We start from the raw sequence: 25,280 nt of genomic DNA, 5'->3' as shown, positions 1-25,280 counted from the left end.
GACCAGCAGCGTGGTGAAGACGACATGCAGCACGCCGACAGTCTAGAGGATGGGTTCGGGGCGATTCGGCTACCGTGGCGTGATGTCCCGCACGCTGGTGATCAAGCTGACCGCAGGCGCCGAGGAACCGGAGCGCGCCAACCAGGCCTTCACCGTCGCGGCCACGGCGGCCGCGGCCGGAGCCACGGTGTCGCTGTGGCTGACCGGGGAGGCTGTCTGGTTCGCCGTACCGGGTCGGGCGGAGGAGTTCGAGCTGCCGCACGCGGCGCCACTGGCCGAGCTGATCACGGCGGTCCTCGAAGGTGGGCAGCTCACCGTCTGCACGCAGTGCGCGAAACGCCGCGAGCTGGTGCAGTCCGACCTGCTCCCGGGCACCCGCATCGCCGGCGCACCTGCTTTCACCGAGGAGATCCTCGCCGACAACGCCCGGGCCATCGTGTACTGACCCGGGTCCAGCCGGTCAGGTCCGTTCGCGGCCCGGTCCGTCGGTCCGGCCGCCGGCGCCCCGGCCGACCGATTCCTTGTGCGCCGCGGCTGGCGTCAAACCACCACGGGCACCGTCGCGGCTGGCCTGGCCGGCTTCCGGCCCGGTCGCCCTCGCCGCGGCGGGCTGGCCCGAGTTGACCAGCTCCTGCGTGCGCCTCATTTCCTCCACCGACTTCTGGGTGGGTGGGGCGGAACGCTGCTGACCCCCTTGCAGACTCTCGTGCTGGGCCCGATGGTCGTTGATCGCCTGCTGCACCGGCTGCTCACGCTGCCGCCACCCCCGGTCGTCCCGTTGACCTGCCCGCTGCCCATCCTGCCCGGCTTGAGGCCCATCCTGCCCGGCCCGCTGCCCGGCCTGCCCGGCCCGCTGCCCGGCCTGACCGGTTTGCTGCCCGGCCTGGTCGACCCGCTCCCCGTCGATCCACACCTCGCCCTGGCGAACGTTCCGGACGTTCGGTCCGTCCTGGAGGTCCTGGGACTGCGTGTGCTCCGATTGCTCTTGGTCCGGCCCGCGCACGGTGAAGGTAGCGTTCCTGATCGACCCGTCGTCCGCCATGACGTCCCGATGGTCCTGCCCCTCCTGAGCCTGCTGGGGCCCCGGTCCGTCCTGCGTCTGCTGCGGTCGCTCCCCTAGCTCAGGCTGCTGACCATCCCGCACCTGCTCCGGCTCCTGACCAAGCTCCGGCTGCCGGCCGCCCTGGACCTGTTGGGGTTGCTGCCCCTGGTCCTGGACCTGTTGGGGTTGCTGCCCCTGGTCCTGGACCTGTTGGGGTTGCTGCCCCTGGTCCTGGACCTGCTGGGGTTGCTGCCCCTGGTCCTGGACCTGCTGGGGTTGCTGCCCCTGGTCCTGGACCTGCTGTCGGTCGACGTCCGCGCCGGGCGTGCCCTCTCGCCCCGTCCCGTCCGCGTTGCCCAGCTCCTGCTCCGACCGCTGTTGGTCCAGCCCAGGCTGCTCCTCGCGATCGCCCAGCTCAGCCTGCTCCTCGCGGTCGTTCAGCTCAGCCTGCTCCCCGCGATCGCCCAGCTCAGCCTGCTCCTCGCGGTCGTCCAGCTCGTCGGCCACGACGGCCGCCGTACCCGCGGCTGCTACCGGCGCGGCCGGGTCGACCCCGCGGTCGTCCCGCTCCCCTTCGCGACGCTCCTCGCGATCCCGCTCCTCCTGGCGCTGCGCCTCGGCGTCCTGGTCCTGCTCGGCCCGCGCCTGCTGCTCCTCCTCGGCCTGGCTCTGCTCGTCCTGTTCCTCGTCGGCCTGACTCTGCTCGGCCTGTTCCTGGTCGCGCTCGACCGTGTCCAGCCTGCCGTCCTGGTCCCCATCGACCGCGCGGGCGTTGTCCGCGGCCACCTCGTCACGGTGCTGGGGGGCGTCGTCCTGTCCATCCCGATCGCGGTCTCTCGGGTCCCTCAGCTGGTCGGGAATGCCGTCACCGTTGCGGTCGTCGAGCTCTCCCTGCTGGCGGTCGAGCTGCTCCCGCATGCGGCCGAGCTCCGCGCGTCGCTCGGCGTTCTCTGCTTCCAGCCGGGCGCTCTCCTCTTCCAACTGCCGGACCTCCCGCTCGTGCCGGCCCCATTGCTCGGCGCGGTCCGGCTTGTCGTTCAGCAACTGGTCGAGCGCAGGGTTCTGCCGGCGGGCGTCGCGCATGAACTCCATCGCCGCGCGCGCCCTCTTGCGCTGCCTGACGGCCTCCCTGAGCAGCTTCAGATTGTTGATGAGCTTCCGCACCTCTTGCAGAGTCTGCTCGAAGATCTCTTCCGCTTCAGCCATCACGCCACCTCGCTCGCATAGACGGAGTACCCGAAGCCGGCTTGCGTGTCGTCCGGCCCGGGCTGTGTCGCGTACAGGTGAAACTCGGCGCCCGGCCGCAGCCAGACCGCCAGGTGGCGACGGCGACCCCGCCACTCAGGGGGAATCCGGGGATCGGACCCCGGCCCGACGAAGACCGGAGGACCCCAGTGCTTGCGGGCCAGCTCGAGCTGCCCGGGCCAGTACTCGTCCAGCCCTTCCTCGGCCTGGGCCACCTCGGCCGGCCCGATCTCGTACGCCGACCAGCCGCTGCGCGGACTCTCCGGCAGTACGGCGTCCGGCAGCACCAGCATCACGGTCTCGCGCGGGGTGACCAGGCCCCAGGTGTAGCGGTTGGGATCGATGGTGCCGGGAGCCCACGGACGCCAGCCGGTGGCCGCGGTCACCCGGGAGACGAGGGCCCGGATCGCGTCCAGACCGGTCCCGGGCGGGCCCCAGACCGATCTCCAGTCGGAGACCTCGACCAGGTCGGCCATCGCGCGCTCGTCATCGTCGGACGACAGCAGCTGCGTCCTCACCCGTGCGACTCCTCTCCTCAACAACCTGCCCAGCCTAAGCCCCAACCAGTGCCATCACCTCCCGACAGACGCACCGCCCGGGCGTCCGGATCCACGACCACCGGACCCGCCTGTTCGCGAGCGGTAACCGCGGAACGCCGTACGCCCGGGCCGGACTGGGTTTTAGTGGAAGCATGAAGATCCCGACGGAGAGATCGTTCCCGTCCCCGCTGCACCATCCGCGGGTGGCAACCGTGATCGGCCGTTGGCTCGGCTTCGCGGTGGCGGCCTGTTTCCTCACCGGTCTGTTCAGCCACCTGCAGCAGACGACCCCCGGCTGGCTCGTCATCCCGAGCCGGCCGTCCTCGCTCTACCGGGTGACACAGGGCGTGCATGTGCTGACCGGCACCGCCGCGGTTCCGTTGCTGCTGGCAAAGTTGTGGACCGTCTATCCCAAGCTGTTCGCCAAGCTCCCGTGGCCGCCGAGCCGGCGGTCTCTCGGCACCGCACTGGAACGCCTCTCGATCCTGGTCCTCGTCTCCGCATTGGCGCTCGAGCTCTTCATCGGCCTCCTCAACACCCTGCAGTGGTATCCCTGGCCGTTTCCGTTCCGGCAAACTCACTACGCGCTCGCCTGGATCATCGTCGGCGCCCTGCTCGTGCATGTCGCAGTGAAGCTTCCGCTCATCACCGCGCACTGGCGACGCACCCCCGAGCCGTTGCCAGAAGCAACCACTGGGATGACGAGGCGCACCCTGTTCCGGACCGTGGCCGGTGCGGCCGCCCTGGTCGGCATCACATCAGCCGGCCAGTCCGCCCCCGCTCTCGGGCCGGTCGCCGTACTCGCACCCCGGAAGCCTGGGATCGGACCGCAAGGGCTGCCGGTCAACCGTACGGCGGAAGCCGCCGGCGTCACAGGGATCGGCGCGGACTGGCGTTTCACGGTCGACGGCCCACGACCGCTTTCGTACACGATCGGCGAACTGGGCCGGCTTCCACAGAGCCGGTCCGACCTACCGATCGCCTGTGTCGAGGGCTGGAGCCAGCGAGCGCGGTGGGAAGGTATCCGGATCCGCGACCTGCTCCGGCTCTGCGGCGCACCCGAGGGCTCACGGGTCCGAGTCGTGTCGATGGAGAAGGGCGGGTTCTACGGGACGAGCGAGCTGCCGCCGGAGTTCGCCGAAGACCCACTCACCCTGCTGGCCCTGCGGCTGAACGGCAGTGAACTCGCACTCGACCACGGTTACCCGGCCCGGATCATCGCGCCGAACCGCCCTGGTGTACTGCAGACCAAATGGGTCCACCGCCTGGAGGTTCTGTCGTGAAGGCACGCGTCGTGCTGGCCGCGACCGGCGTCGGCTTCGGGCTCTGGGGATTGTGGCTGCTCCTGGACGCGCTTGAACCACCGGCGCTCATCCGCCTGCCGCTCTGGCTGGGCGGCGCCGTACTCGCCGACGACTTCTTCCTCGTCCCACTCATCATCGGCTTCGGCTGGCTGTTGAGCCGGCGGCCCGGGCTGGGCGCCATCCGGACCACAGTGCTGTACGTCGGCCTGACCACGCTGATCGCGGTCCCCCTACTACTCCGCCAAGGCAAAGGCGCCAACCCGACCGTGCTGCCGCGAGACTACCTCCGCGACTGGTTATTGCTTGAGGCAACGATTATCGCGGCGGGTGTGATCGTGTTCGTGCTTCAGCGCTTCACGTTGAGGAGATCGCGCGCTTCGTCGGGTGACATGGGCGGACGCTGAGCCAGCGTCGCCAGGGACGCCGCCCGCTCGACCAGCTCGGCGTTGTGGGTGACCGGCTGGCCCTTGGCCAGGGTGAGCGTGTCCTCCATCCCGACCCGCAGGTGGCCGCCCTTCGACAACGCGGCCAGCGCGACCGGGAGCGTCGTACGCCCGACTCCCGTCGCCGACCACGAGGTGACCGCGTCCGGCAGAGCGTTGACCGCGGCAACCAAGGCATCCGCCGTACCAGGCATGCCACCCGGTACGCCCATCACCAGGTCGCAGTGCACGCGGCCGCCGTACGGGAGACCGAACTTGTCCAGCAACCGGTGCAGCGCGGCCACGTGACCGAGGTCGAACAGCTCGAACTCCGGCACCACCTCGCGCTCCTGGGTCAGCCGGTACAGCTCGGTCACGAACGGCCACGGGTTCATGAACACGTCGTCGCCGAAGTTGACCGTGCCCATCGTCAGCGAGCAGGAGTCCGGCGCGGCGTCCAGGACCCGGAGCCGATGGTCGAGCGGATCGGTCACCGCGCCGCCGGTGGAAAGCTGCACGATCAGGGCGGTGTTCTCGCGGACCGCGGCCACCGCGTCGGCCAGCCGGCCGAGGTCCAGCGTCGGCCGGTGCTCGCCGTCGCGGATGTGGAGGTGGATCATCGCGGCCCCGGCGGCCTCGCAGCGTTTCGCCGTCTCGACCAGCTCGTCGAGCGTGGTCGGCAGCGCGGGACAGTCCGCCTTGGCGGTCTCGGCGCCGGTGGGGGCAACAGTGATCAGTGTCGAGGCCATGAACAGATCTTGCCAGATCGAGCCTTGCAACGGGATATTTGCCTGCCGGACGGCCTGATTACCGGACGATCTCCCGCAGGGCAGGATGGGGGCATGCGAGCAGTCGTCCAGCGGGTCAGCCAGGCATCAGTCACGGTCGAGGGCGAGGTGGTCGGCGCGATCGACGAGCCCGGCCTGCTGGTCCTCCTCGGCGTCACCCACGACGACACCGAGGAGAAGGCGAAGGCCCTGGCGGCGAAGATCTGGACGCTGCGGATCCTGCACGACGAACGCTCCTGCGCCGACGCGCAGGCCCCGATCCTCGCCATCAGCCAGTTCACCCTGTACGCCGACACCCGCAAAGGCCGCCGCCCGTCCTGGAGCGCCGCCGCCCCCGGCCCGGTCTCCGAACCCTTGTACGACGCCTTCTGCACCGCCCTCGAATCCCTCGGCGCCAAGGTAGAACGCGGCCGCTTCGGGGCCCAAATGAACGTCGCCCTGATCAACGACGGTCCAGTCACCCTCATCCTCGACACGTGACCAGCCCACCTTGAGAAGCCACTGACCAAGAAGTCGGCTCGGAAATGGTTGATGGCTTCTCAAGGTCGGGGCGGGACGGCAACAGAACGGCCCCCGGCGGGATCCGAGGATCCCGGCCGGGGGCCGGTGTGTTCTGTTCTGAATCGGTGAGGTTCGATCCAGAAAGGTGGGTTCGGCTGGATCAGCCGATGACGCCGGCGGCCGAGTGGCCGACGATGACCTTGGTGTTCACGCTGTAGACGTCGATCACGAGGGCGTTCACCGCGACGTACCGCTGCTGCTTGACGACCTGGTTGAAGGTCAGCTTGGCCACGCCCGGGATGTCCAGCGTGGCGTTCGGACCGGTCTTGACCGGGTACACCTTGTTGCCGACGCGGATCGAGGCGACGCTCGAGGAGTGGTCCAGCCCGACCTTGCCGTCCTTGGTCTTCCAGGCCGAGGCCGAGGACTCGATCGCATCGATGGACAGCTTGCCGACCTTCACACCCGCGACGTGCGAGGTGAACTTCACCGCGGACTTGTCCATGCCCATGACGCCGTTCTTCGTGGTGTAGACCGCACCCACGTAGGCGACCTTCGGGATGTTCAGCTCGCCGATCGCGTTCCGGATCGTCTTGCCTTCCGTGCCCTGGCAGGTTGCCTGGTACGACGTCGGACCCGAGACGACCAGCTTGTCCGCGTGCGCCTTGGTGCCGTACGCGTCACCGAGGACCATCGCGGTGGCCGGCTTGGTGATCTCCGCGCGGGTCTTCAGCACCGCGACGTCGACACCCTGCGGGATGTACTGGTTCTTCACGTTCGCGTGCAGCACGACGGCCTGCGCGTACGAGTAGATGCCGGTGTTCGTCTTCACGCCACCGACGCGGTTCAGCACCATGTAGCCGAGGCCCGGGATGGCGACCTTGGTGTTCGGCTCCGGCTTGAGCAGCGACGGCACCGAGACGGCGCCGATCTTGACGCCGGCGAAGGTGGTGCTGCCGGTGTAGGACAGCTTGCCGTCCTTGTAGACCGACGTGGTGGTGGTCTTCACACCCGTCAGGTGCAGCAGGTTGCCGAGCTTGATGTCGACAGCGCTGGCGTTGCTGGTCACACCGGTGCCGCGCTTGTCGTTGAACGAGTGCGTGTCGGTCCGCACGGTACGTGCGATCGCGCGGTTGTTGATGTTCGCCGCGGCGAGGTCGTTCTTGTCGGACCGGTTCGAGTCCGTGGTGCAGGCGAACTGGCTGATCACCTGCGGGCCGCTGTTCGCCACGCCCGACTGGACGTCGGTGCCGAACGCGTAACCGCTGTAACCGAAGACCGGCGACGCGGACGCCGAGCCCGACGTCAGCGCAATCGTAGAAGCCACGCCGACAACTGCCGCAATACCGACGGCGGCGAGCTTCTTGTTGATGCGGGGTCTCATGACCCCTCCTCCCTGAGTGATGACGTGACCCGGATGGCGGGCCAGGACACAGACACAACTCAGCCGGTTGCGTTAGGTAACGAGAATGTTCCGCTCCGAGATAGAACTGTTACATAGCCGCTCGGTCCGCGAGATCTGTCCGTCGCCCCCGTAACTCTGCAGCGATGATCGAAACCGCCCGTTCGGCAGGCGAATCCGGACAGGCCGAAGGGCCCGGACGCGCAAGGTCCGGGCCCTTCGGGGCTTGCATCAGGGCGAGCCGCCATCGGGTGGTGCGGCACCATCAGTAACGATCGACCACCGCGATCGGTGACGCCCGATCGTTCAGGAGTACGTCGTACGCTCAGACGGCGACGGCCACCTCGGCGACCTCGCCGTACTGGGCCACGACCTGGCGGTCGACCGGTTCGGCCTTCGGCGCCAGCGTGCGCAGCGTCCAGCTGCCCGGCGCCGCGAAGAACCGGAAGTGCCCGGTCGCCGACGTGGGTACCTCGGCGGTGAACTCACCAGAGGCGTCCAGCAGCCGCACGTAGGCGCCGCTGACCGGCTCCTCACCGCGCAGCACCTGGCCCTGGATCACCGCTTCCTTGTCGACGTCGACACCCTTGAGGTCGAGGCCGCCCTTCTTCGCTCCGCACATGTGTCAGGCCTTTCCGGGCTCGTCGCCGAGGGCAACGGGTACGCCGACCAGCGAACCCCACTCGGTCCAGGAACCGTCGTAGTTCTTCACGTTCGCCTGACCGAGGATCTCGTGCAGCACGAACCAGGTGTGCGCCGACCGCTCGCCGATGCGGCAGTAGGCGATGGTGTCCTTGCCGAAGTCGACGCCGGCGTCGGCGTACAGCGCCTTCAGCTCGTCGTCGGAACGGAAGGTGCCGTCGTCGTTGGCGGCCTTGCTCCAGGGGATGTTCGCGGCGGTCGGGATGTGACCCGCACGCTGCGCCTGCTCCTGCGGCAGGTGCGCCGGGGCCAGCAGCCGGCCGGCGTACTCGTCGGGGCTGCGCACGTCGACCAGGTTCTTCACGCCGATGGCGTCGTTGACCTCGTCGCGGAAGGCGCGGATGTTCAGGTCCGGCGCCTTGGCCTTGTAGTCGGTGGCCTCGCGCTTCACGACCTCGTCGGTCAGCTCGCGGCTGTCCAGCTCCCAGCGCTTGCGGCCGCCGTCGAGCAGCCGGACGTCTTCGTGGCCGTACAGCTTGAAGTACCAGTATGCGTACGCCGCGAACCAGTTGTTGTTGCCGCCGTACAGGACGACCGTGTCGTCGTTCTTGACGCCGCGGTCGGACAGCAGCGCCTCGAACTGCTGCTGGTTGACGAAGTCACGCCGGACCGGGTCCTGCAGGTCGTCCTTCCAGTCCAGCTTGATCGCACCGGCGATGTGGCCGGCGTCGTACGCCGAGACGTCTTCGTCGACCTCGATCAGGACGACACCGGCGTCGAACTTGTGCTCCTCGACCCAGTCGGCCGAGACGAGCGCGGATTCCCTGCTCATGGTGTTTGCTGCCTCTCAGTTGGTAGCGGTGGTTGGCGTACGAATGCGGTGGATCAGCAGATAGGCCTCGCAACCGAGGCAGAGCCCGACCGCGGCGTTGACGAACGCCGCGACCAGGGCGAATCCGGTGGCGACCACGCCCAGCACCGCGGCGCCGGTCACGTACCCGATCAGGCCGGCGACCGCGAAGACGAGGCCGACCAGCTGGGCGAACCGCGGCGGGGCCGCGTCCTCCAGCTCCTTCGGCGGACCCAGCCGCGGCCGGATCAGCCGCTTGAACAGCTGGCCGTACGGCGATGCCTGGACGCCGAACGCGACGGAGATCGCGAACACCACGGCCTGGACCGCGAGCGGCCAGGCGCTGTCCAGGATCAGGGTCAGTGCGAGCAGCACAGTGGTCACACCCGCGGCGAACCGAAGCCCGCGCGGGTCGACCTTGGCATGTGTCGCCGTCTTCTGTTCGGACATGACGACTCCCGGAGGAGGAGGTGGTTCGAGCCGGACCCGCCCGGGTCTGCGGGAGGCGACGTACGCGGAACCGTGCTCAGCGACCGGTTCCGCAGCGCTCGGGACGCCGCCTGGTCAGCGGCGACGACACAGCGACGAGCGCATCCGGCAGTTGTCCACTGCCCGGCGCTTGGTCAGCCATGTCGTGTAAGCCACGGGATCGAGAGTACGGAAAGCGGGCGGGCGCGCCAGCCGTGGTCCCATTAGATGAGACAATTGATCACATTGCGGACGCGGTTAGGTCCTGACAACGTTGGTGGCCGCGATCTTGTCGTGGAGCGCCTGCTTTTTGTCGTCCCACAGCGGCCACAGGTAGTTGATCAGCCCAAGGAAGGCGAACAGGGTGCCGACCAGCGGGACCGACCCGAGCAGGCTGAGGAGGATGATGAAGCCGTACCGCTTGCCCACCGCGGAACCGGGCGGGTTGCCGGGCAAGTCGCGGAGCCGGACGGCGATGCCGAGTGCCATCTTGCCGGGAGTGGCGCCCTTTTTGGTCAGGAAGAGGTACTCGTAGGCGAACGACACGACCATGCCGATCAGCACCGCCGGGATCATCCACTTGTACACCTCGGGCGGCAGCGCAGTACTCGTCGTCGGCGTCCCAGCGGCTGCGGCGTCCATGGTGTCTTCCAGGTACTCCCAGATCACCAGGAAGTACTGGTAGTAGAAGTAGCCGGTCAGCGGCAGGCCGATGATGCCGACGATGATCGAGTCGATGATGCGGGCGAACACCCGGCGCCACCAGCCGGAGAGTTGCTGACCGTCCGGGGTCGTGTGCACCCGTTGGCCCGGATAGCCGTAGCCCTGTCCGTGCTGCTGCGGGTAGGCCGGGTACGGCGACTGACCGGGTTGCTGCGGTTGGCCGCCGTACTGCTGCTGACCATATTGCTGTTGTCCGTACTGCGCCTGGCCGGTCTGCTGCCCGTACTGGGCCGGGCCCGGCTGTGCTCCGCCGTACACCTGGCCGTGCTGGACGGGCTGGCCGAACTGCGGCGGGCCGGACTGGCCGAACTGGCCCTGGTACGGCGGTGGGCTCTGCCGTGGACGGCGGTCGTCCGTCCATGCGTTGCCGTCCCAGTACCGCTCCTGGGATCGGTCCTGGGGGTCGTCGTACCAACCGGCTGGATTGCTCACCGGGAAAGCATCACCTAAGTGGCGGTCCATCCGCCATCCGATGGCACTGAGCGGACACGACTCAGCGAGGTGCGTGCTCGAGCGCCGTCGCCAGCGCGGCGATCACGTCGGGCTTGCGGGGTGCGCCACTCGCGCGCTTGACGACCGCTCCGGTGCCGTCGAGCACCAGCGTCGTCGGGGTCCGCAGGATGTCGAGGCGGCGTACCAACTCGAGATGAGCCTCCGCGTCGAGCTCGACATGCCGAACGCCGTCGACCATGCCTTCGACCTCGGCCAGCGTCCGGCGGGTGGCCCGGCACGGCGCGCAGAAGGCCGAGGAGAACTGCAGCAGGGTCGCCCGCTCGCCGAGCTCGGCACCGATGTCCGCCGCGGAAACCCGGTCCACGCTGTCCACCTGTTCGGTGTCCGCCTTTCGCACCGCCCGCGTTCCACGGAACCGGCCGTCGAGGTTTGCCTTGAGCAGACTGAGGACGACGCCGGCGGCGACCGCACCGACCAGCACCCACATCCCCAGGCTCATGACAATCCAGCGTACGTCGCTGGTCAGTGGGCCCAAACGCTCGTTCACCCCTCGGACATTCAGTCGTCCGGGCGGGATCTGAGCCGTTTCGTCTCGCCGCGACGTTTCTTTTCGTCCAGCCGCCGCCGGACCGCGCCCCGGCTGGGCTTGGTCGGCCGCCGCTGCCGTGGCGGCGCCGCGATCGCGTCCCGCAGCAGTGCCGCCAGCCGCGTCCGCGCCGCCTCCCGGTTGCGCCACTGCGACTTGTGCTCCGACGCGACCACGGTCAGTACGCCGTCCACGAGCCGCGACCGCAGTCGCTCCAGCGCGCGAGCCCGCAGTACGTCGTTCAGCGCCGTCGTGCCGGCGACGTCGAAACTCAGCTCGACCCGGCTGTCCGTCGTGTTGACCGACTGCCCGCCCGGACCGCTGGACCGCGAGAAGCGCCAGCCCAGCTCCGTCTCCGGGATGACCACCCCCGCCCGAACCACCAGCCCGCTGTCCACGGCACCATTCAACCGGACCCGCTGGCCTGCGTCGCACCCGAGCGCAGCGAGGAGGTGCGGCCCTTTCGATCGCTAGTCCGCCCGTGCAGGAAACGGGGAGCGGGGATGAGGGCAGGGAGGAAGACGAACTCCCGGACCTGAAGGACATCAAGCTACGCGGCCGGTCGATCCGGACGTGGGTGTTCAGCGCGGGCGCGATGCTGCTGGCGATCTCGGCGGCGTTCGGCGGGCTGAAGAAGGCTGAGGACGACACACCGCGGGTGGAGGCCGGTACGGCGATCGACGCGGGCCGGTACGAGGTCACGATCCAGCGCGTGGTCACGGTGGCCGACCTGAAGCCCTTGTTCAGGCCGGACGAGGGCGGCGCACTGATCGCGGTGGTGACCAAGCTCAAGGTCACCGACGACACCGGTACGACGCCGTCCAGCGATCTGATCCGGCTGATCGGCGTACCGGGGATCAAGGACACCGACGCGCCACTCGGCACCACGAACCTGCGCGACGCGACGATGAACCCCGTGCTCACACCCGATCACGCCGAGGACGTCGCCTACGTGTGGAAGTTGCCCAAGGCCACCGAGTTGCCGGCGTCGGTCGAGCTCACGGTGCGCGGGTACGACCACCAGGAGGAGTCGATCCTCGATCACCACGAGAAGTGGCTGTCCGGCGACATCGCCGCCGAGAGCACAGTCGCGGTCAAGGACAACACGAAATGAGCGGCCGCAAGCTCGTCAACGTGGCGCTCACACTCGCTGTGCTGGTCGCGATCGTCGGCCTGTACCGCCTCACGCCGACCCGGAAGGACATCCAGGAACCCGTCGCGATGAACGGTGTGATCGGCCACGCGGTGAAGACACCTCGGTTCGAGCTGACCGTCGAGAGCGTGCGGGTCGGGCGCACTCTGCGACTCCCGGGCTCTACGAAGGCCCGCGACACTCTGTCCAGCTTCGTCGTCGTCGATGCCCTGGTCGTCGCCACGCGTGAGCCGATTCACCTGACCTCGGTCCGGATCAAGGCCTCGGACGGGGTGACCTACCTCGGCGCCAACCGCAGCGGTCTCGACCGGGTGGACCTGACCGGGTTCGAGTTCGCGCCGGACATCCCGGTGCGCGGCTCGTTCGTGATCGAGCTGCCGGCCGACAAGTTGCCTGGCGCAACCTTGCAGGTGATGGAGAAGGCGATCTTCAACGATTTGGAGCCGCAGGCAACCATATCCCTGGGGTTCGACGCGACCCCCGCGGTCGAGGACGTGGTAGCGCTGACCCGGGTGAACGAGTCATGACCGGCGCGCGCCGGGCCCGGCGGGGCTGGTTCAACAAGAATGCTGCCGCACTGGCTGCGTTGGTTGTCGCCGTTCCCCTGGCCGGCTGGTGGACCACCCGGAGCGACTACAAGTCCTGGTACGACGCTGAGCCGCGTGACCCGGTGGTCGTGGCTGCCGGCGGGACGTCGTACGCAGGAGCCACCTGGTACGCCGCCAGCGTCGAGGTGGACCCGCCTGCGCGGACCGGGCGGTCCACTGAGCCCACACCGCCGGGGACGACCAGGGTGCGGGTGTACTTCCGGCTGCAGGTCGACGACGTTGCCGCGCTGGAGGGTCTCGGTGGGTGCCGGCCGCAACTGCGCGCGCCGGACGGACGGCTGTGGAACGACTCTGCTGCCGAAGGTGACTTCCAGGATCGGCCGAGCGGGTGCACCGGTGGGTACGACTCGGCGCCGCAGAGTTGGCGTGGTGCGACCGCGCAGTACTACGTGAAGCCGGTGGCGGGTAAGCCGTTCGAGACGGTCGCCGTGTTCGTCGTACCGACCGCCGTCGCTTCCAGTGTGGAGCCCACGCTCACGTGGGCTACGAGGCTCCCTCAGTACTTGGTATTCCCGAGGTAGCGGCGGTCAGGTCGGTCACACCCTGATCACCCTCGGGCTGCTCGTGGACGGCGCGGGTGCGCGGGGTGAGGTAGCCGGACAGGCCACCGACCATCCGGTCGTACGCGGCTGCCAGCAGGCTGACCTGGAGCATGATCTTCAGGCCCTCGGTGACCAGGTTGAGTGGCTCGTCGACGACCAGCCAGAACTGCAGCGAGTGCGGCCCGAGCACCCACAGCTTCAGCGCGATCCACACTCCACTGGCTGCGAAGGTGACGACCGCCCAGGCCAGGAAGTACCCGAGCATCGGCCGCAGCCCGGACCGCACCACCAGCCGGAAGGCATCCATCACCGGCGTCCACCGATCCCGCCAGTCCGAGACCACGGAGTTGCCTGCCGCCCGGACGATCCGCGGCGTCTGCTGCCAGCGCTGCGTGATCCGGTCGAACCGCCAGCGCAGCTGCGGCTTCTCCAGTTTGTGCACGGCCCGGCCGTAGATCACTGCCGTCATGGTGATCCACATCAGCGGCAGCACCGCGGCGTTCCACAGATCCCCGATGCCGGCGGCCACGAACCCGGTGACGGTGTCCCAGATCTCGCGGACCTGGCTGATCCCCAGTACGTGGTCCAGCACCCAGTGGTACCCGTCCTGCAGCCACAGCCAGACCTGCCGCTCCTGCAGCCACGCCTTCGGCGACGGGACGAACGAGGACGCCTGGTACGCGACCACGAAGATCCACAACGCCTCGAGATACGTGACGAACAGCTTCCGGACCGGGCCCTCCTTCTCCTGCTTCCACTTCTTGAAGGCCAGCCGGAGCAGGTACGCCGAGACGCCGAGGCCGATGAACAACCAGGTCGACAGCGACTGCAATCCCTCCGACTCCTGCGGGGCCGACCCGCCGGTCAGCACCGCCGCCGCGGTTTCGTTCACCTTGTGAACAGCCAACTGGTACTCGTAGTCGAGCGCCTCGGTCTGGAGGAACTTGTACGCCGCGTAGAACGCCAGGAACGGCAGCAACGCCGCCGCCAGCGCGTCAAGCACCGGGCTTTCCTTGCCGGGCTCCACACCGTCAGGCGCGAGCATGCCCTCGGCCACCGCCCGCTTGTGGAACGGCAACTCACCCCGCAGCACCAGGAACATCGCCACATACATGGCCAGCGACACCAGCACGAGCAACGCCAGCACCGCGATGCCCGCCGCCTCAGCCTTCGCCCCGGCCTGCACGGCCACCCACTGCAGACCTCGATGCACCAACTGCGCGATCAAGAACACAGCCAACAACCGAGGCCAAGCCCTCGCGAACAGTCCCCCCGCCCGCCCCACCGTGGTGAGCAGGCTCCCCGTTTCCACTGCCACGCCAGCAACCTACCTCCCCAAAGCGTCACCAACCCCTTTAGACCACCCGCCCTAGCTGCTCCACCCGGCCCGACCTGCCTCGTCGCCCTTCGCCGACCGCGGCCCCGACCAGCCTCGCCACCCTCCGCCGGCCCCCAGCCCTCGACCAGCCCCGCCACCTCCGCACGGCCCAGTCCGGCCCGACCAGCCTCGCCGCCCCAGCCGGCCGGCTCTGTCGCGGGCCGGCCTACGGGTGACTCGACTACATGCCGAAAACAGACAAGCCGCCAAGAGCTGGGCTCTGGCGGCTTGCGAGGTGTGAAGGGGTCAGGCGTTCGCGTCCGCGGTCTCGCGGGTGGTGGGCGGGAGGACGAAGCGGTAGCCGACGTTGCGGACCGTGCCGATCAGCGCCTCGTGCTCCGGGCCGAGCTTCGCGCGCAACCGCCGTACATGCACATCGACGGTCCGCGTACCACCGAAGTAGTCGTACCCCCACACCTCTTGCAGCAACTGCTCCCGGGTGAACACCCGCCCCGGGTGCTGCGCGAGGAACTTGAACAGCTCGAACTCCTTGTAGGTCAGGTCGAGCGCCCGCCCGTTCAACTTCGCCGTGTACGACGCCTCGTCGATCACGACGTCACCGGTGCGGATCAGGCTGCTGTCGGGCTCCTCGTTCCGGGCCGCGGCGAGCCGGCCGATCACCAGCCGCAGGCGGGCCTCGATCTCGGCCGGTCCGGCCGTGTCGAGCAGTACGTCGTCCGCGCCCCAGTCCGCGTTCACCGCGGTCAGGCCGCCCTCGGTCACGACCAGAATCAGCGGTACGTCGACCCCGGTGGTCCGGATCAGGCGGGACACGCCACGCACCGCGACCAGGTCGCGACGCGCGTCGAGCAGGACGGCATCGGCGTCGGGGGCGTCGACCAGCGCGGCGACCTCGGCGGGCAGGATCCGGATCTGGTGCGGCAGCAGGGCGAGCGACGGCAGCACCTCGGTGGAGGCCTGCAACGCGTTCGTCAGCAGAAGCAACGTACTCACGCTGTCTCCTTGTGCTGGTCGGCGGATCCGCGGTCAGCGATCCGGTCCTTTTGCACGTCAGGCCCCGACGGCGTCATTGCCGGGGGCCTGAGACACACTGGATAGCAACAGCAAGCTGACATAATAGCGGAGACTTAACCGATTAGTGAGGCGTTCGCTCAGATGCCGGAAGTGACCATCAGGTACTTCGCCGCCGCGCGCGCGGCCGCAGGCGAGTCCTCCGCGACCGCCGACGCCACCTCGATCCGGGACCTGATCGGCACCGTCTCCGCCGACCGCCCCGAGCTCGCCCGCGTCCTCGGCATCTGCACCTTCCTCCTCGACGGCCACCGCGCCGACCCCAACACCCCCCTCCACCCCGGTGCCCAAGTAGACGCCCTCCCCCCATTCGCCGGCGGCTAACCACCCTGAGCAACCTGCCCGCGCGAGCCCCATCGCGCGACCCCCGCCCGCGCAAGCCCCGCCGGCGCTAGCCCCGCCCCCGCGAATCCCGCCGCGCTAGCCCCGCCCTCGCGAATCCCGCCGCGCGAACGCCGTCCGCCGGAGCCCCGCCGGAGCGAACCCCGTCCGCGCTAGCCCCGCCCGGCGGAGCCCCGTCCGCGCGAACCCATCCGCGCGCACCAGTCCTCACGAGTCGGTGCGCGGAAGGCAGTGCGCGGTCGGTCAAGCGAACCCGTCCGCAGGAGCCCATCCGAGCGACCCCCTCCGCGCACGCCCCAACCGCGCGAACCCCGGCCGTGCGGACCCGTCAGCGCGAACCCCGTCCGCGGGAATCGGCGCGCGGGGAGGCAGGGCGCGGTCGGTCAGAGGATGAACGGATCGCTCAGAGGAAGAACTTGAGCAAGACGAAGGTGAGGGCGACGGCTGTGGACAGCGCCGCCTTCCCGGAGCCGATCCCGCGCCGCAGACCAGCACCGAACACCGCGACAGTCAGCGGCACCAGCATCACCAGCAGCGTGACGCCGGCCGCATGAACACCCACATGTGAACGCCCGGTCAACACCAGGCCGAGAATCATCGCGAACGTGAGCCCCAGCCAGGTAGTGATCTGGATCGGCCCGTTCTCACTGCGATGCCCGCGATGCGACGCACGGGTCGCACGACGATGCGAAGTCGGAGCAACGTGCGCCATCGGTCACCTTCCGTGAAAGACCGAGTACGCAATGTACCAGCCCCCACCCAAAACAAAAAGCTGCCCACTCAACCTCCAAGCCGCCCAAGCCCCCCGGCCCGCCCAGCAGCTGGCGCGACCGACCGACCCACGCGAATTGCCGCAACGCGCGAGCCCCACAAACCGTCAGTCCCCCGCCCCACAGGACGTCAGACTGGAGCGCCCGCAGGACCTCCGGGCGACGGCACTCCGCAGCACATGGGAGTGCTACGCCCCGCAGGATCTCGGGTTGCTACGCCCCGCAGACTGCGACGCTCTGCAGACCTCAGACTGCTCCCGCGTGGGACGGACCACCGTCTCCGCAGAACCTCAGACTCCGGCACCCACAGAACCCCAGACTGCTGCACCCCGGCGGATCTCGAACTGAAACCGCAGTGCCTCGGGCGATGAGACCCGCTCACGACCGTGGACCGGCTCCCGTCGGGTCGCCGGTACGCCGTGAGTTCACGGCGTACCGGCGTACGAATGAAGGCCCCGAGCGACCCGGTACGGCGCGGATCAGCGCCGTGCCGGGGTTGGACTCAGGAGCCGACGGAGATGCGGTTGGTGGGGACGGGGGTGTACGGGTCGTGGGCGGTCAGGTAGTTGGCGAAGGCGTCGATGTCGAGGCCGCCGAAGAACTTGTTCGTCGCGGTGGTGAAGGCCGGGAAGCCGTCGCCGCCGTCGGAGAGGAAGTTGTTCGTGACGATCCGGTATGTCGTACCGTCCACCAGCGGCTGGCCGGCGATCTTGATCGAACCGGGGACCACCTTCGAGCCCGCGGCCGCGGCCGGGTTCCAGGTGTAGGTGATGCCGGCGACCTGGAGCACCTTGAACTTCGGCGCTTCCGGACCGTTCACGCCGGAGAACTGCTGCTCCAGCAACGCCTTGATCTGGGTACCCGTCATGTCCATCGACACCAGGTAGTTGTTGAACGGCTGGACGGTGAAGGCCGCCCCGAAGGTCACCTCGCCACCGTTCGAGACGAGATGCTCACGAATGCCGCCCGGGTTCATGAACGCGACCACCGGGATCTTGCCGTCCGTGACGGTCGAGGTGTCGGCGAGCTGAGCGTCCGCGATGAGGTTGCCCAGCGGCGACTCGAGCGAGCCGTCCGCCGTCCGGGAGACGGTCGGCGTGGTGATGTGACCGATCACCTTGTTCGAGATCGGCGCGACGAGGTCCTGGTACTTCGTGATCAGCGCGCTGGTCCGGGGGTCCCTCCGCACGTCCTGGGTGACGATCTGGTTGCTGGCGACGGTGTTCGCCCGGTCGACGTCGCCGGTCTTGTTGTCGATGCTCAACCGCACCTCGGTGACGAGCTTGCCGAACGAGGAAGCGCTGGTCACGAGCCGCGGCTGGCCGGCCTTGTCCTGCAGCGTGCAGTTGTAGCCCTGGTGGGTGTGGCCGGAGATGATCGCATCGATCTCTGGGTCCAGCCCGGCGTTGATGTCGACGATCGGGCCGGAGATCCCCGGGCAGCTGTTGTACGCCCGCGGGTCGGCCGGGAACCCACCCTCGTGCAGCAGCACGACGATCGATTCCGCGCCCTTCTTCTTCAGGATCGGGACCAGCTTGTTCGCGGTCTCGATCTCATCGGTGAAGGTCAGCCCCTCGACACCGGACTTGGTGACGATGTTCGGCGTGTTCTCCAGCGTCATCCCGATGAAGGCGACCTTGCGGCCGTCCTTGAAGGTCTTGATCTTGTACGGCGCGAACAGCGTCTTCTGGGTGTTCTCGAAGAACACGTTCGCCGAGAGGTACTTGAACTTCGCCCCCTGGAAGGGCGTCTGCGGGTCGGGGCACGAGTTCTGGTTGTTCTGCCCGTCGCCGTCCGGCAGGCAGCCACCGGTCTGCATCCGGAGCAGTTCGCGCCAGCCCTCGTCGAACTCGTGGTTACCGACGGAGGCGACCTCCAGGCCCATCCCGCTCAACGCCTCGATCGTCGGCTCGTCGTGGAACGCGGCCGACAGCAGTGGCGAGGCACCGATCAGGTCACCCGCGGCCACGGTGACGGACTGCTGGCCCTTGGCCGCGGCGGCCGCGCGCATCTGCTTCAGGTGCGTCGCGAGGAACTCGGCGCCGCCCGCGGGCGTGCCATTGACGTTACCGCTCGAACTGGTCGGACTGTTTGGCGCCAGGTTGCCATGGAAGTCGTTGATGGCGAGCAGCTGGATCTGGGTGTGCGTCGGCGTGGGTTTCGCCGTCGTCGCAGCCTGGGTCACGGTTCCCCCCGTGGCCAAGGCGAGTGCCGCAGCCGTCCCCGCGGCGAGCAGGCCAGCCACCCGCCGTCCCCGCAGCCACGTCTTGTCTCGTCCTGTGAAGGCCATGTCTACTCCGTCGTAGTCTCGGTCACCGCTGGTGCGCGGTTCCGAGAAATTACCCGACCTTCCGCGGCCTCTCCAAGGACCTGAGCATGAACTGACCCGGACCTTTTACGGTATTCCGGTGACTCTCGAAGCCGTACCCTCACCGTTGCCCCCGGCTACAGCCGCCGCCGTTACGGAAATCGCCCGCGCGGCCGCACAGAGCGACGGTGTGAACCCGCTCTCGGAACGCACCCTGCTCCACCTCGATGGCGAACACCCGGGCGACCTGCACGTCCTCGCGTACGAAGGCGACCCAGGCACGCTCGAGGTGACAGGCCTCCAGACCGCAGAGAACCTCGTGGGGTACGGCGCCTTGTCCCCGGACGGCTCAGCCGAGTTGGTGGTCACCCCCACGGCCAGACGACAAGGCACCGGTACGGCGCTACTACGCATGCTGCTCGACCACGGTGGCGCCCGGCTCCGGGTGTGGGCACACGGACGACTGCCTGGCAGCGACGAACTCGCAGCGCGGCTCGGACTGGAAGTAAGCCGCGAGCTGTACTTCCTCCGCCGTACGAGAGCCGCCCTCCCGGAGCCGGTCTGGCCTGACGGGATCGCCGTACGGACGTTCGTACCCGGACAGGACGAGGCGGCGTGGCTGGAGGTGAACAGCCAGGCGTTCGCGGACCACCCGGAGCAGGGCAGCTGGACAGCTGAGGACCTGGCGGAGCGAATCCAGCAACCGTGGTTCGACCCGTCCGGCTTCTTCCTGGCGGTGGACTCACGTACTGGCGCGGTGGCCGGCTTCCACTGGACGAAGGTCGAGGAGGGGGTCGGCGAGGTATACGTCGTCGGCGTATCCCCCGCCTACCAAGGCAGCGGCCTGGGCAAGGCCCTAACCCTTCAGGGCCTACACCACCTCCAGGAGGACCGAGGCCTGGACACGATCGTCCTGTACGTCGACGGCACCAACACCGCAGCCCGCGCTCTCTACACCAACCTCGGCTTCACCACAGCCGCCCTAGACGTCCAGTTCACCCCCACCACCTCACTGTGAACGGCATCACACCGAGTCCACTCCATCACTCCGCGTCATAAACCGCCGCCTACCCCCGTCCCACCACCAACCAGGAGCCGTCCGAGCCTTTAACCCTCAGCCGGACGGCTCCTGGCCCGACCTCCTTGTCCACAGGCCCAAAATTTCCCGTCCCAGTCGCTCCCACCCCCCGTTACGATCACTATCGACTACGGAGGGCTGACACTCGTGACTAACCGCAACAAACCTCAACACCTCCTCCTGGCCTGCCTAACCACCACCACACTCCTAGCCGCCTGCACCCCAAGCAGCCCAGAAGCCGGCCGCCCCAACACCAACCCACCGACCGCCTCAACCACCCCCAGCACGACCCCGACCGCATCCAGTTCGACGCCCGCCCCGCCCACCTCAAGCGGCCCACCAGAGCGCCCAGCGGCCGCGAACGGCCTCACTCTGGCCGCCGCCGAGGCGTTCTATCGGTACTACGTGGAGCTCAAGAACTACGCCGCGACAACTGGTGACACGGCGGCGCTGCTGAGCGCCAGCGAAGCCGGTTGTGAAGGTTGCAAGGAGTACGCCGCCTACGTGGCAAAGGTGAACGCGGCCAATGGAGGTCTCACGGGGGACTACCAGGAGCGAGTCAAGGAGGTAGCTGAGCTCGTCCGGGGCGCCAGCGGCCGACTAGGCGGCTCGGCTGTGATCGCCGTCGGGAGCTACACGACGAAGAACAGCCCGTCTGCCAAGCCCATTGTGAGCAAGGCGACCGAGTTCACCGACCAGATCGCGCTGTCGCCGAGCGGTCAAAACTGGGTGATGTACGAGACCCAATTCGAGGAACGATGAGATACCGCCGCCTGGTCGGCGTAGCCGTCCTCGTCGCCGGAGGTCTCTGGTTTCGCTCGGCGGTAGGTGTCGTCAGCACCGCTGACGCGGCCGCGACGACGATACCTGAAGCGCCGGTGATTGCCGCCACGCCGACGCCTCCGACCGTCATCGGTGGGCAGACCAAGTCGGGGATCGAACTCAAAGGCAGCACCATCAAGTCCAACCGGCTGAAACGCGATGCGCCAGCGCCGAAGCGGAAGAAAGGTGCCGCGAAGTCAGCGGACGCCAAAAACCCATCCGGCCGGAATAAAGAGAAGTCGGCACGTCCGGATTCGCCGGTGAGAGAGAAGGATTTCAGACTGAACACCGGCATCTGCGGCTTGCGCGAAGCCGATGGATCGGTCCCGGGGCCGGCACGTTGCCAGCCCGTTGAGCCCGAGACTCTGACACCAACACGACGCACCTTGCCGCCTGTGGTCGTCCAGCCACCGCCACAACCACAGGATGTGACTTGGGAGCAAATTCTGGCGCAGCGGAGAGTGGTGTTGTTTCCGGAATTGACCGTGCAGGTTCAGCCGAAGGGTCGGACGTTGGTCAATCTGGACACCATTGTGTATACCCAGGATCGAGGGGTGACCACGGCTACCGTTCAACTTCTGGGATTCCCGGTGACAGTCGAGGCCACCGCGATGAGCTATACGTGGCGCTTTGGCGATGGTGCGAAGTTGACGACAACCTCACCGGGCAAGCCGTACCCGGCGAAAGAGATCACGCACAAGTATTTGAAGCGGGGGGCGGTGAATCTGACGGTGACGACGAATTACGCGGCGCGGTTCAACGTTGCGGGGACCGGGTGGCAGTACGTGGGTGGGACGATCCCGGTGACGGGGCCGGCCACGCCGTTGCAGGTTCGGGAGGCGGTGCCGGTTTTGGTGGAGCCGGGGGGTTAAGGGTTGAGGGTGGTTTTCAGGTGGGTGGTTAGGGCGTGGTGGGCTTGGCGGGTGGTGCCGGGGAGGGTTTGTAGGTTGCTGTGGCCGTGGGTCAGGGAGGGGTGGGGGGCGTGGGTTACCTGGACGCCGGCGGCTTGGAGGGCTTCGGCGTACTCGGTGCCTTCGTCGCGGAGGGGGTCGAAGCCGGCGGTGGTGATGTAGGTGGGGGCCAGGCCGGTCAGGTCGTCTGCCAGGAGCGGGGAGACGAGGGGGTCGGGGCGGATGGCCGGGTCCGGGGTGTAGTGGTCGCGGTACCAGATGATGTCGTCCTCGGTGAGGATGAAGCCGCCTTCGCCGAAGAGGTCCCGGCTGGGGCGTCGGTTGACCAGGTCGAGGGCGGGATAGAGCAGTACTTGGAGGGCAGGGCGCGGGAGGTCGCGGCGTACGCACTGCTGGGCTACGACGGCGGCCAGGTTGCCGCCGGCACTGTCACCGCCGACGGCGACCAGTTTCGGGTCGGCGCCGAGGTCTTCAGCGTGTTCGACGGCCCAGGTGAAGGCGGCGATGGCGTCTTCGGCCGCGGTCGGCGCCGGGGCCTCCGGGGCGAGCCGGTAGTCGACGGACAGCACCCGGATGCCGGCATCGGCAGCGATCGAGCGGCACAGCCCGTCGTGTGTGTCGAGGTCGCCGACGACCCAGCCGCCGCCATGGAAGAAGACCAGTAGGCCACGGCCGGGGTCGCGGGGTACGTAGAGGCGGGCACCGAGCTGGCCGTCGGCGCCGCGGACGGTGAGTTCGGTCACGCGTTGCAGCTCGCGCGGGCGACCCGAGATCAGCTTGCACAGGGTCCGCAGGTGCGCGCGCGCAGTGGCCACATCGGACTTCGTTGTACTCGGCAACAACGACTCCACCCGGAGAAGCAGCTGCAGCTCCGGGTCGAGGGTGTTGCCGTCGATCTGGATCGGAGCACCGGCGAGCCGGCGCCGGACGGCCGTGGGCAGCGCGTACAGCGGCGTCAAGGCGTTCGCCTGTACGGCGGTGACCGTGCCGCGGAGCAGCGAGTCCAGTCGTGGGTTCACAAGGAGTGACGCTAGCAACAGAAGCAGCGCAGTAGGCAACCACCAGGCAGAGGGGCGACCACGTACCGACATGCCCTCGGCAACCTCTCGTTCACCAAAGGGTGCGATGCTGGTCAACGTGGCTGGAGACTTGCTGGCATCCCACAACCGGGAGTACGACGTCGAGCCGCCGTACGACATCACTGCGGCCGGCGACTTGCCGGCGGACCGTTTCTCGGATCGTGAGCTGAGCTGGCTCGCCTTCAACCAGCGCGTCCTCGAGCTGGCCGAGGACGACCGGATCCCATTGCTCGAGCGGGCCAAGTTCCTGGCCATCTTCGCGAGCAACCTGGACGAGTTCTTCATGGTCCGGATCGCCGGTCTGAAGCGCCGGATCGCGGCCGGGGTCGCGGTGCGGGCGGCCAGTGGGCTGCACCCCCGCGGGGTGCTCGACCAGAGCCTGGCCCGCAGCCGCGAGCTGATGGACCGGCACGCGGAGACCTGGCGGAAGGCGGTCCAGCCGGCGCTGACCGAGCAGGGCATCGACATCCTGCGCTGGGACGACCTGGAGCACAGCGAGCGCGAGGACATGACCCGGTTCTTCCGGGACCGGGTGTTCCCGGTGCTGACCCCGCTGGCGGTGGACCCGTCGCACCCGTTCCCGTACATCTCCGGCCTCTCGCTGAACCTGGCCGTCGTGGTCCGCAACCCCGACACCGGTGGCGAGCACTTCGCCCGGGTGAAGGTGCCGCCATTGCTGCCGCGCTTCATCCCGGTGGCCGAGGGCCGGTTCGTACCGCTGGAGGACGTCATCGCGACCCACCTGGGGCAGCTGTTCCCGGGCATGGAGGTCACCCAGCACCACACCTTCCGGGTCACCCGCAACGAGGACCTCGAGGTCGAGGAGGACGACGCGGAGAACCTGCTGGCCGCACTCGAGAAGGAGTTGTTGCGCCGTAGGTTCGGTCCGCCGGTCCGGCTCGAGGTGGAGGAGTCGATCGACCCGCAGGTGCGGGCACTGCTGCTGTCGGAGCTGGGTGTCACCGAGGCGGAGGTGTTCGAGCTGCCCGGCCCGCTGGACCTGCGCGGCCTGTTCGCGATCGCCGGCCTGGACCGGGCCGAGCTCAAGTACCCGGCCTTCGTCCCCTCCACGCACCCGCACCTGGCCGAGGTGGAGACGTCCAACCCGGCGGACATGTTCTACGCGTTGAAGCAGCGCGACGTACTGGTGCATCACCCGTACGACTCCTTCTCGACCAGCGTGCAGCGGTTCATCGAGCAGGCCGCGGCCGACCCGCACGTGCTCGCGATCAAGCAGACGCTGTACCGGACCAGCGGTGACTCGCCGATCGTGGACGCGCTGATCGACGCCGCCGAGGCCGGCAAGCAGGTGCTGGTGCTGGTGGAGATCCAGGCCCGTTTCGACGAGCAGGCGAACATCAAGTGGGCCCGCCAGCTGGAGCATGCCGGCTGTCATGTCGTGTACGGCGTGATCGGGCTCAAGACGCACTGCAAGCTGTCGATGGTGGTCCGCGAGGAGCCGGACGGCCTGCGCAGGTACGTCCACATCGGCACCGGGAACTACCACCCCAAGACCGCCAGGCTGTACGAGGACCTCGGCCTGCTGACCAGCGACAAGGTGGTCACCGAGGACGTCGCGCACCTGTTCAACCACCTCTCCGGCTTCGCTCGCAGCGCCGGCTACCGGCGGATCCTGGTCGCTCCGCAGTCGGTACGGCGCGGACTGCTCGAGCGGATCGACCGGGAAGTGCAGCATCACCTGGCCGGCCGCCCGGCCCGGGTCCGGATCAAGGTGAACAGCCTGGTCGATGAGGCTCTGTGCGATGCGCTCTACCGGGCGTCGCAGGCCGGCGTACCCGTGGAGCTGTGGATCCGCGGCATCTGCACGCTCCGCCCCGGTGTCCCCGGGCTGTCCGACAACATCCAGGTGCGCAGCGTCCTGGGCCGGTTCCTCGAGCACAGCCGGGTCTTCTGGTTCGAGAACGGCGGGGAGCCGGAGGTGTGGATCGGCTCGGCGGACCTCATGCACCGCAACCTCGACCGCCGGGTGGAGGTCCTGGTGCAACTGAAGGAGCCGGACCACGTCGGTGAACTCCGTGAGCTGTTCGACCTCGGCTTCGATGAGCGCACCGGCTCGTGGTGGCTGCAGTCCGACGACACCTGGCAGGCCAAGCTCACCGGGCCGGACGGCGCACCGCTGCGCGATCTGCAGGAAAGACTCATCGCCACGCGTGGCCGTCGCAGAACTGCCGACCCCATTACCTAGGGTGATTCCATGAGCGAGCGCAGCGAGCTCATCATCAAACGCAGCGCATGTCGTGTCTCATGCGCGCCCGGAGCGAAGCGAGGACG

At 68.3% G+C, this 25,280-nt stretch carries 27 protein-coding genes; 12 read left to right on the top strand and 15 right to left on the bottom strand.

Annotation, left to right across the window (positions count from 1 at the left end):
- Window positions 1-82: 82 nt before the first annotated feature.
- Window positions 83-445, top strand: a complete 363-nt coding sequence (locus tag AB0F43_RS11765; protein ID WP_360474026.1) for a DsrE family protein — start codon at window positions 83-85, stop codon at window positions 443-445.
- A 15-nt stretch (window positions 446-460) separates the two neighbouring features.
- Here AB0F43_RS11765 and AB0F43_RS11760 read toward each other — a convergent pair whose 3' ends face one another.
- The gene (locus AB0F43_RS11760; protein WP_360474024.1) at window positions 461-2,248 is read right to left on the bottom strand and encodes a hypothetical protein; all 1,788 of its coding nucleotides are present in this window, start codon (window positions 2,246-2,248) and stop codon (window positions 461-463) included.
- Window positions 2,248-2,805 (bottom strand): hypothetical protein, encoded by a 558-nt coding sequence (locus AB0F43_RS11755; RefSeq protein ID WP_360474022.1) that lies wholly within the window; start codon window positions 2,803-2,805, stop codon window positions 2,248-2,250. Before AB0F43_RS11755 ends, AB0F43_RS11760 begins: the two co-directional genes overlap by 1 nt.
- A gap of 173 nt (window positions 2,806-2,978) precedes the next feature.
- Between AB0F43_RS11755 and AB0F43_RS11750 the strand changes: the two genes are divergently transcribed.
- Window positions 2,979-4,109, top strand: a complete 1,131-nt coding sequence (locus tag AB0F43_RS11750; protein WP_360474020.1) for a molybdopterin-dependent oxidoreductase — start codon at window positions 2,979-2,981, stop codon at window positions 4,107-4,109.
- Entirely contained in the window at window positions 4,106-4,534 is a 429-nt protein-coding gene (locus AB0F43_RS11745) for a hypothetical protein (RefSeq protein WP_360474018.1), read from the top strand. The genes AB0F43_RS11750 and AB0F43_RS11745 overlap by 4 nt, the downstream gene beginning before the upstream one ends.
- Here AB0F43_RS11745 and AB0F43_RS11740 read toward each other — a convergent pair.
- A complete protein-coding gene (locus tag AB0F43_RS11740; RefSeq protein ID WP_360474016.1) occupies window positions 4,477-5,301 on the bottom strand; it encodes a 3-keto-5-aminohexanoate cleavage protein in 825 nt (274 codons plus the stop codon). The genes AB0F43_RS11745 and AB0F43_RS11740 overlap by 58 nt on opposite strands.
- A gap of 93 nt (window positions 5,302-5,394) precedes the next feature.
- On the opposite strand from AB0F43_RS11740, the gene dtd reads away from it, so the two are divergent.
- A complete protein-coding gene (gene dtd, locus AB0F43_RS11735; RefSeq protein ID WP_360474014.1) occupies window positions 5,395-5,820 on the top strand; it encodes a D-aminoacyl-tRNA deacylase in 426 nt (141 codons plus the stop codon).
- A gap of 181 nt (window positions 5,821-6,001) precedes the next feature.
- Here dtd and AB0F43_RS11730 read toward each other — a convergent pair whose 3' ends face one another.
- From AB0F43_RS11730 to arfB, 7 genes are all read right to left on the bottom strand, one after another.
- Window positions 6,002-7,225, bottom strand: coding sequence for a choice-of-anchor P family protein (locus AB0F43_RS11730; protein WP_360474012.1), 1,224 nt, complete (start codon window positions 7,223-7,225; stop codon window positions 6,002-6,004).
- Window positions 7,226-7,568: 343 nt separating this feature from the next.
- On the bottom strand, window positions 7,569-7,865 hold the full coding sequence (locus AB0F43_RS11725; protein ID WP_360474010.1) for a DUF1416 domain-containing protein: 297 nt from the start codon (window positions 7,863-7,865) through the stop codon (window positions 7,569-7,571).
- A gap of 3 nt (window positions 7,866-7,868) precedes the next feature.
- Window positions 7,869-8,717: a sulfurtransferase gene (locus AB0F43_RS11720; protein WP_360474008.1), complete on the bottom strand. Its 849-nt coding sequence runs from the start codon at window positions 8,715-8,717 to the stop codon at window positions 7,869-7,871.
- Between the two features lie 15 nt (window positions 8,718-8,732).
- On the bottom strand, window positions 8,733-9,185 hold the full coding sequence (locus tag AB0F43_RS11715; RefSeq protein WP_360474006.1) for a DUF4395 domain-containing protein: 453 nt from the start codon (window positions 9,183-9,185) through the stop codon (window positions 8,733-8,735).
- 276 nt (window positions 9,186-9,461) lie between these two features.
- A complete protein-coding gene (locus AB0F43_RS11710; protein ID WP_360474004.1) occupies window positions 9,462-10,358 on the bottom strand; it encodes an RDD family protein in 897 nt (298 codons plus the stop codon).
- 61 nt (window positions 10,359-10,419) lie between these two features.
- Window positions 10,420-10,878 (bottom strand): thioredoxin family protein, encoded by a 459-nt coding sequence (locus AB0F43_RS11705; RefSeq protein ID WP_360474002.1) that lies wholly within the window; start codon window positions 10,876-10,878, stop codon window positions 10,420-10,422.
- A 59-nt stretch (window positions 10,879-10,937) separates the two neighbouring features.
- Complete coding sequence (gene arfB, locus AB0F43_RS11700) at window positions 10,938-11,363, bottom strand: alternative ribosome rescue aminoacyl-tRNA hydrolase ArfB (protein ID WP_360474000.1); 426 nt, start codon at window positions 11,361-11,363, stop codon at window positions 10,938-10,940.
- A gap of 83 nt (window positions 11,364-11,446) precedes the next feature.
- On the opposite strand from arfB, the gene AB0F43_RS11695 reads away from it, so the two are divergent.
- From AB0F43_RS11695 to AB0F43_RS11685, 3 genes are read left to right on the top strand one after another with little or no spacing between them, the layout of a single operon-like run.
- Complete coding sequence (locus tag AB0F43_RS11695; protein ID WP_360473998.1) at window positions 11,447-12,079, top strand: hypothetical protein; 633 nt, start codon at window positions 11,447-11,449, stop codon at window positions 12,077-12,079.
- Window positions 12,076-12,645 (top strand): hypothetical protein, encoded by a 570-nt coding sequence (locus tag AB0F43_RS11690; RefSeq protein ID WP_360473996.1) that lies wholly within the window; start codon window positions 12,076-12,078, stop codon window positions 12,643-12,645. The genes AB0F43_RS11695 and AB0F43_RS11690 overlap by 4 nt, the downstream gene beginning before the upstream one ends.
- Window positions 12,642-13,247: a hypothetical protein gene (locus tag AB0F43_RS11685; RefSeq protein ID WP_360473995.1), complete on the top strand. Its 606-nt coding sequence runs from the start codon at window positions 12,642-12,644 to the stop codon at window positions 13,245-13,247. The genes AB0F43_RS11690 and AB0F43_RS11685 overlap by 4 nt, the downstream gene beginning before the upstream one ends.
- Here AB0F43_RS11685 and AB0F43_RS11680 read toward each other — a convergent pair.
- Together AB0F43_RS11680 and AB0F43_RS11675 are read right to left on the bottom strand one after the other, a co-directional pair.
- Window positions 13,210-14,502 (bottom strand): hypothetical protein, encoded by a 1,293-nt coding sequence (locus AB0F43_RS11680; protein WP_360474515.1) that lies wholly within the window; start codon window positions 14,500-14,502, stop codon window positions 13,210-13,212. The genes AB0F43_RS11685 and AB0F43_RS11680 overlap by 38 nt on opposite strands.
- Before the next feature lie 390 nt (window positions 14,503-14,892).
- Window positions 14,893-15,600 carry a response regulator transcription factor gene (locus AB0F43_RS11675; protein WP_360473993.1) on the bottom strand — a complete coding sequence of 236 codons (708 nt, stop codon included), beginning with the start codon at window positions 15,598-15,600 and terminating at the stop codon, window positions 14,893-14,895.
- A 162-nt stretch (window positions 15,601-15,762) separates the two neighbouring features.
- Between AB0F43_RS11675 and AB0F43_RS11670 the strand changes: the two genes are divergently transcribed.
- Window positions 15,763-16,002: a MoaD/ThiS family protein gene (locus AB0F43_RS11670; RefSeq protein ID WP_360473991.1), complete on the top strand. Its 240-nt coding sequence runs from the start codon at window positions 15,763-15,765 to the stop codon at window positions 16,000-16,002.
- Between the two features lie 421 nt (window positions 16,003-16,423).
- Here AB0F43_RS11670 and AB0F43_RS11665 read toward each other — a convergent pair whose 3' ends face one another.
- Together AB0F43_RS11665 and AB0F43_RS11660 are read right to left on the bottom strand one after the other, a co-directional pair.
- Window positions 16,424-16,732, bottom strand: a complete 309-nt coding sequence (locus AB0F43_RS11665; protein WP_360473989.1) for a hypothetical protein — start codon at window positions 16,730-16,732, stop codon at window positions 16,424-16,426.
- Between the two features lie 560 nt (window positions 16,733-17,292).
- Window positions 17,293-19,080, bottom strand: a complete 1,788-nt coding sequence (locus AB0F43_RS11660) for a bifunctional metallophosphatase/5'-nucleotidase (protein WP_360473987.1) — start codon at window positions 19,078-19,080, stop codon at window positions 17,293-17,295.
- A gap of 208 nt (window positions 19,081-19,288) precedes the next feature.
- On the opposite strand from AB0F43_RS11660, the gene mshD reads away from it, so the two are divergent.
- The 3 genes from mshD (at window position 19,289) to AB0F43_RS11645 (ending at window position 21,870) form a co-directional block, all read left to right on the top strand.
- On the top strand, window positions 19,289-20,116 hold the full coding sequence (gene mshD, locus AB0F43_RS11655) for a mycothiol synthase (protein ID WP_360473985.1): 828 nt from the start codon (window positions 19,289-19,291) through the stop codon (window positions 20,114-20,116).
- A gap of 207 nt (window positions 20,117-20,323) precedes the next feature.
- Entirely contained in the window at window positions 20,324-20,938 is a 615-nt protein-coding gene (locus AB0F43_RS11650; protein ID WP_360473983.1) for a DUF6318 family protein, read from the top strand.
- On the top strand, window positions 20,935-21,870 hold the full coding sequence (locus AB0F43_RS11645; RefSeq protein ID WP_360473981.1) for a PKD domain-containing protein: 936 nt from the start codon (window positions 20,935-20,937) through the stop codon (window positions 21,868-21,870). Before AB0F43_RS11650 ends, AB0F43_RS11645 begins: the two co-directional genes overlap by 4 nt.
- On the opposite strand, the gene AB0F43_RS11640 is transcribed toward AB0F43_RS11645, so the two are convergent.
- On the bottom strand, window positions 21,867-22,928 hold the full coding sequence (locus AB0F43_RS11640) for an alpha/beta hydrolase (protein ID WP_360473979.1): 1,062 nt from the start codon (window positions 22,926-22,928) through the stop codon (window positions 21,867-21,869). The two genes, AB0F43_RS11645 and AB0F43_RS11640, sit on opposite strands and share 4 nt — an antisense overlap.
- 106 nt (window positions 22,929-23,034) lie before the next feature.
- Here AB0F43_RS11640 and AB0F43_RS11635 point away from each other — a divergent pair, with 106 nt between their 5' ends.
- Entirely contained in the window at window positions 23,035-25,194 is a 2,160-nt protein-coding gene (locus AB0F43_RS11635) for an RNA degradosome polyphosphate kinase (RefSeq protein ID WP_360473977.1), read from the top strand.
- Window positions 25,195-25,280 lie beyond the last annotated feature (86 nt).

Origin of the sequence: Kribbella sp. NPDC023972, assembly GCF_040639075.1 — a bacterium.
Lineage (GTDB): Bacteria > Actinomycetota > Actinomycetes > Propionibacteriales > Kribbellaceae > Kribbella.
Note: the sequence above shows the minus strand (reverse complement) of the source record. Positions and strands in the feature narration are given on the sequence as shown.

Coding starts and splice junctions, on each gene's coding strand:
- AB0F43_RS11690 (WP_360473996.1), top strand. CDS start 12,076: ATGAGCGGCCGCAAGCTCGTCAACGTGGCGCTCACACTCGCTGTGCTG.
- AB0F43_RS11685 (WP_360473995.1), top strand. CDS start 12,642: ATGACCGGCGCGCGCCGGGCCCGGCGGGGCTGGTTCAACAAGAATGCT.
- AB0F43_RS11760 (WP_360474024.1), bottom strand. CDS start 2,248: ATGGCTGAAGCGGAAGAGATCTTCGAGCAGACTCTGCAAGAGGTGCGG.
- AB0F43_RS11665 (WP_360473989.1), bottom strand. CDS start 16,732: ATGGCGCACGTTGCTCCGACTTCGCATCGTCGTGCGACCCGTGCGTCG.
- AB0F43_RS11715 (WP_360474006.1), bottom strand. CDS start 9,185: ATGTCCGAACAGAAGACGGCGACACATGCCAAGGTCGACCCGCGCGGG.
- AB0F43_RS11725 (WP_360474010.1), bottom strand. CDS start 7,865: ATGTGCGGAGCGAAGAAGGGCGGCCTCGACCTCAAGGGTGTCGACGTC.
- AB0F43_RS11705 (WP_360474002.1), bottom strand. CDS start 10,878: ATGAGCCTGGGGATGTGGGTGCTGGTCGGTGCGGTCGCCGCCGGCGTC.
- AB0F43_RS11765 (WP_360474026.1), top strand. CDS start 83: ATGTCCCGCACGCTGGTGATCAAGCTGACCGCAGGCGCCGAGGAACCG.
- AB0F43_RS11635 (WP_360473977.1), top strand. CDS start 23,035: ATGCTGGTCAACGTGGCTGGAGACTTGCTGGCATCCCACAACCGGGAG.
- AB0F43_RS11750 (WP_360474020.1), top strand. CDS start 2,979: ATGAAGATCCCGACGGAGAGATCGTTCCCGTCCCCGCTGCACCATCCG.
- AB0F43_RS11660 (WP_360473987.1), bottom strand. CDS start 19,080: ATGGCCTTCACAGGACGAGACAAGACGTGGCTGCGGGGACGGCGGGTG.
- AB0F43_RS11720 (WP_360474008.1), bottom strand. CDS start 8,717: ATGAGCAGGGAATCCGCGCTCGTCTCGGCCGACTGGGTCGAGGAGCAC.
- AB0F43_RS11670 (WP_360473991.1), top strand. CDS start 15,763: ATGCCGGAAGTGACCATCAGGTACTTCGCCGCCGCGCGCGCGGCCGCA.
- AB0F43_RS11740 (WP_360474016.1), bottom strand. CDS start 5,301: ATGGCCTCGACACTGATCACTGTTGCCCCCACCGGCGCCGAGACCGCC.
- AB0F43_RS11730 (WP_360474012.1), bottom strand. CDS start 7,225: ATGAGACCCCGCATCAACAAGAAGCTCGCCGCCGTCGGTATTGCGGCA.
- AB0F43_RS11645 (WP_360473981.1), top strand. CDS start 20,935: ATGAGATACCGCCGCCTGGTCGGCGTAGCCGTCCTCGTCGCCGGAGGT.
- dtd (WP_360474014.1), top strand. CDS start 5,395: ATGCGAGCAGTCGTCCAGCGGGTCAGCCAGGCATCAGTCACGGTCGAG.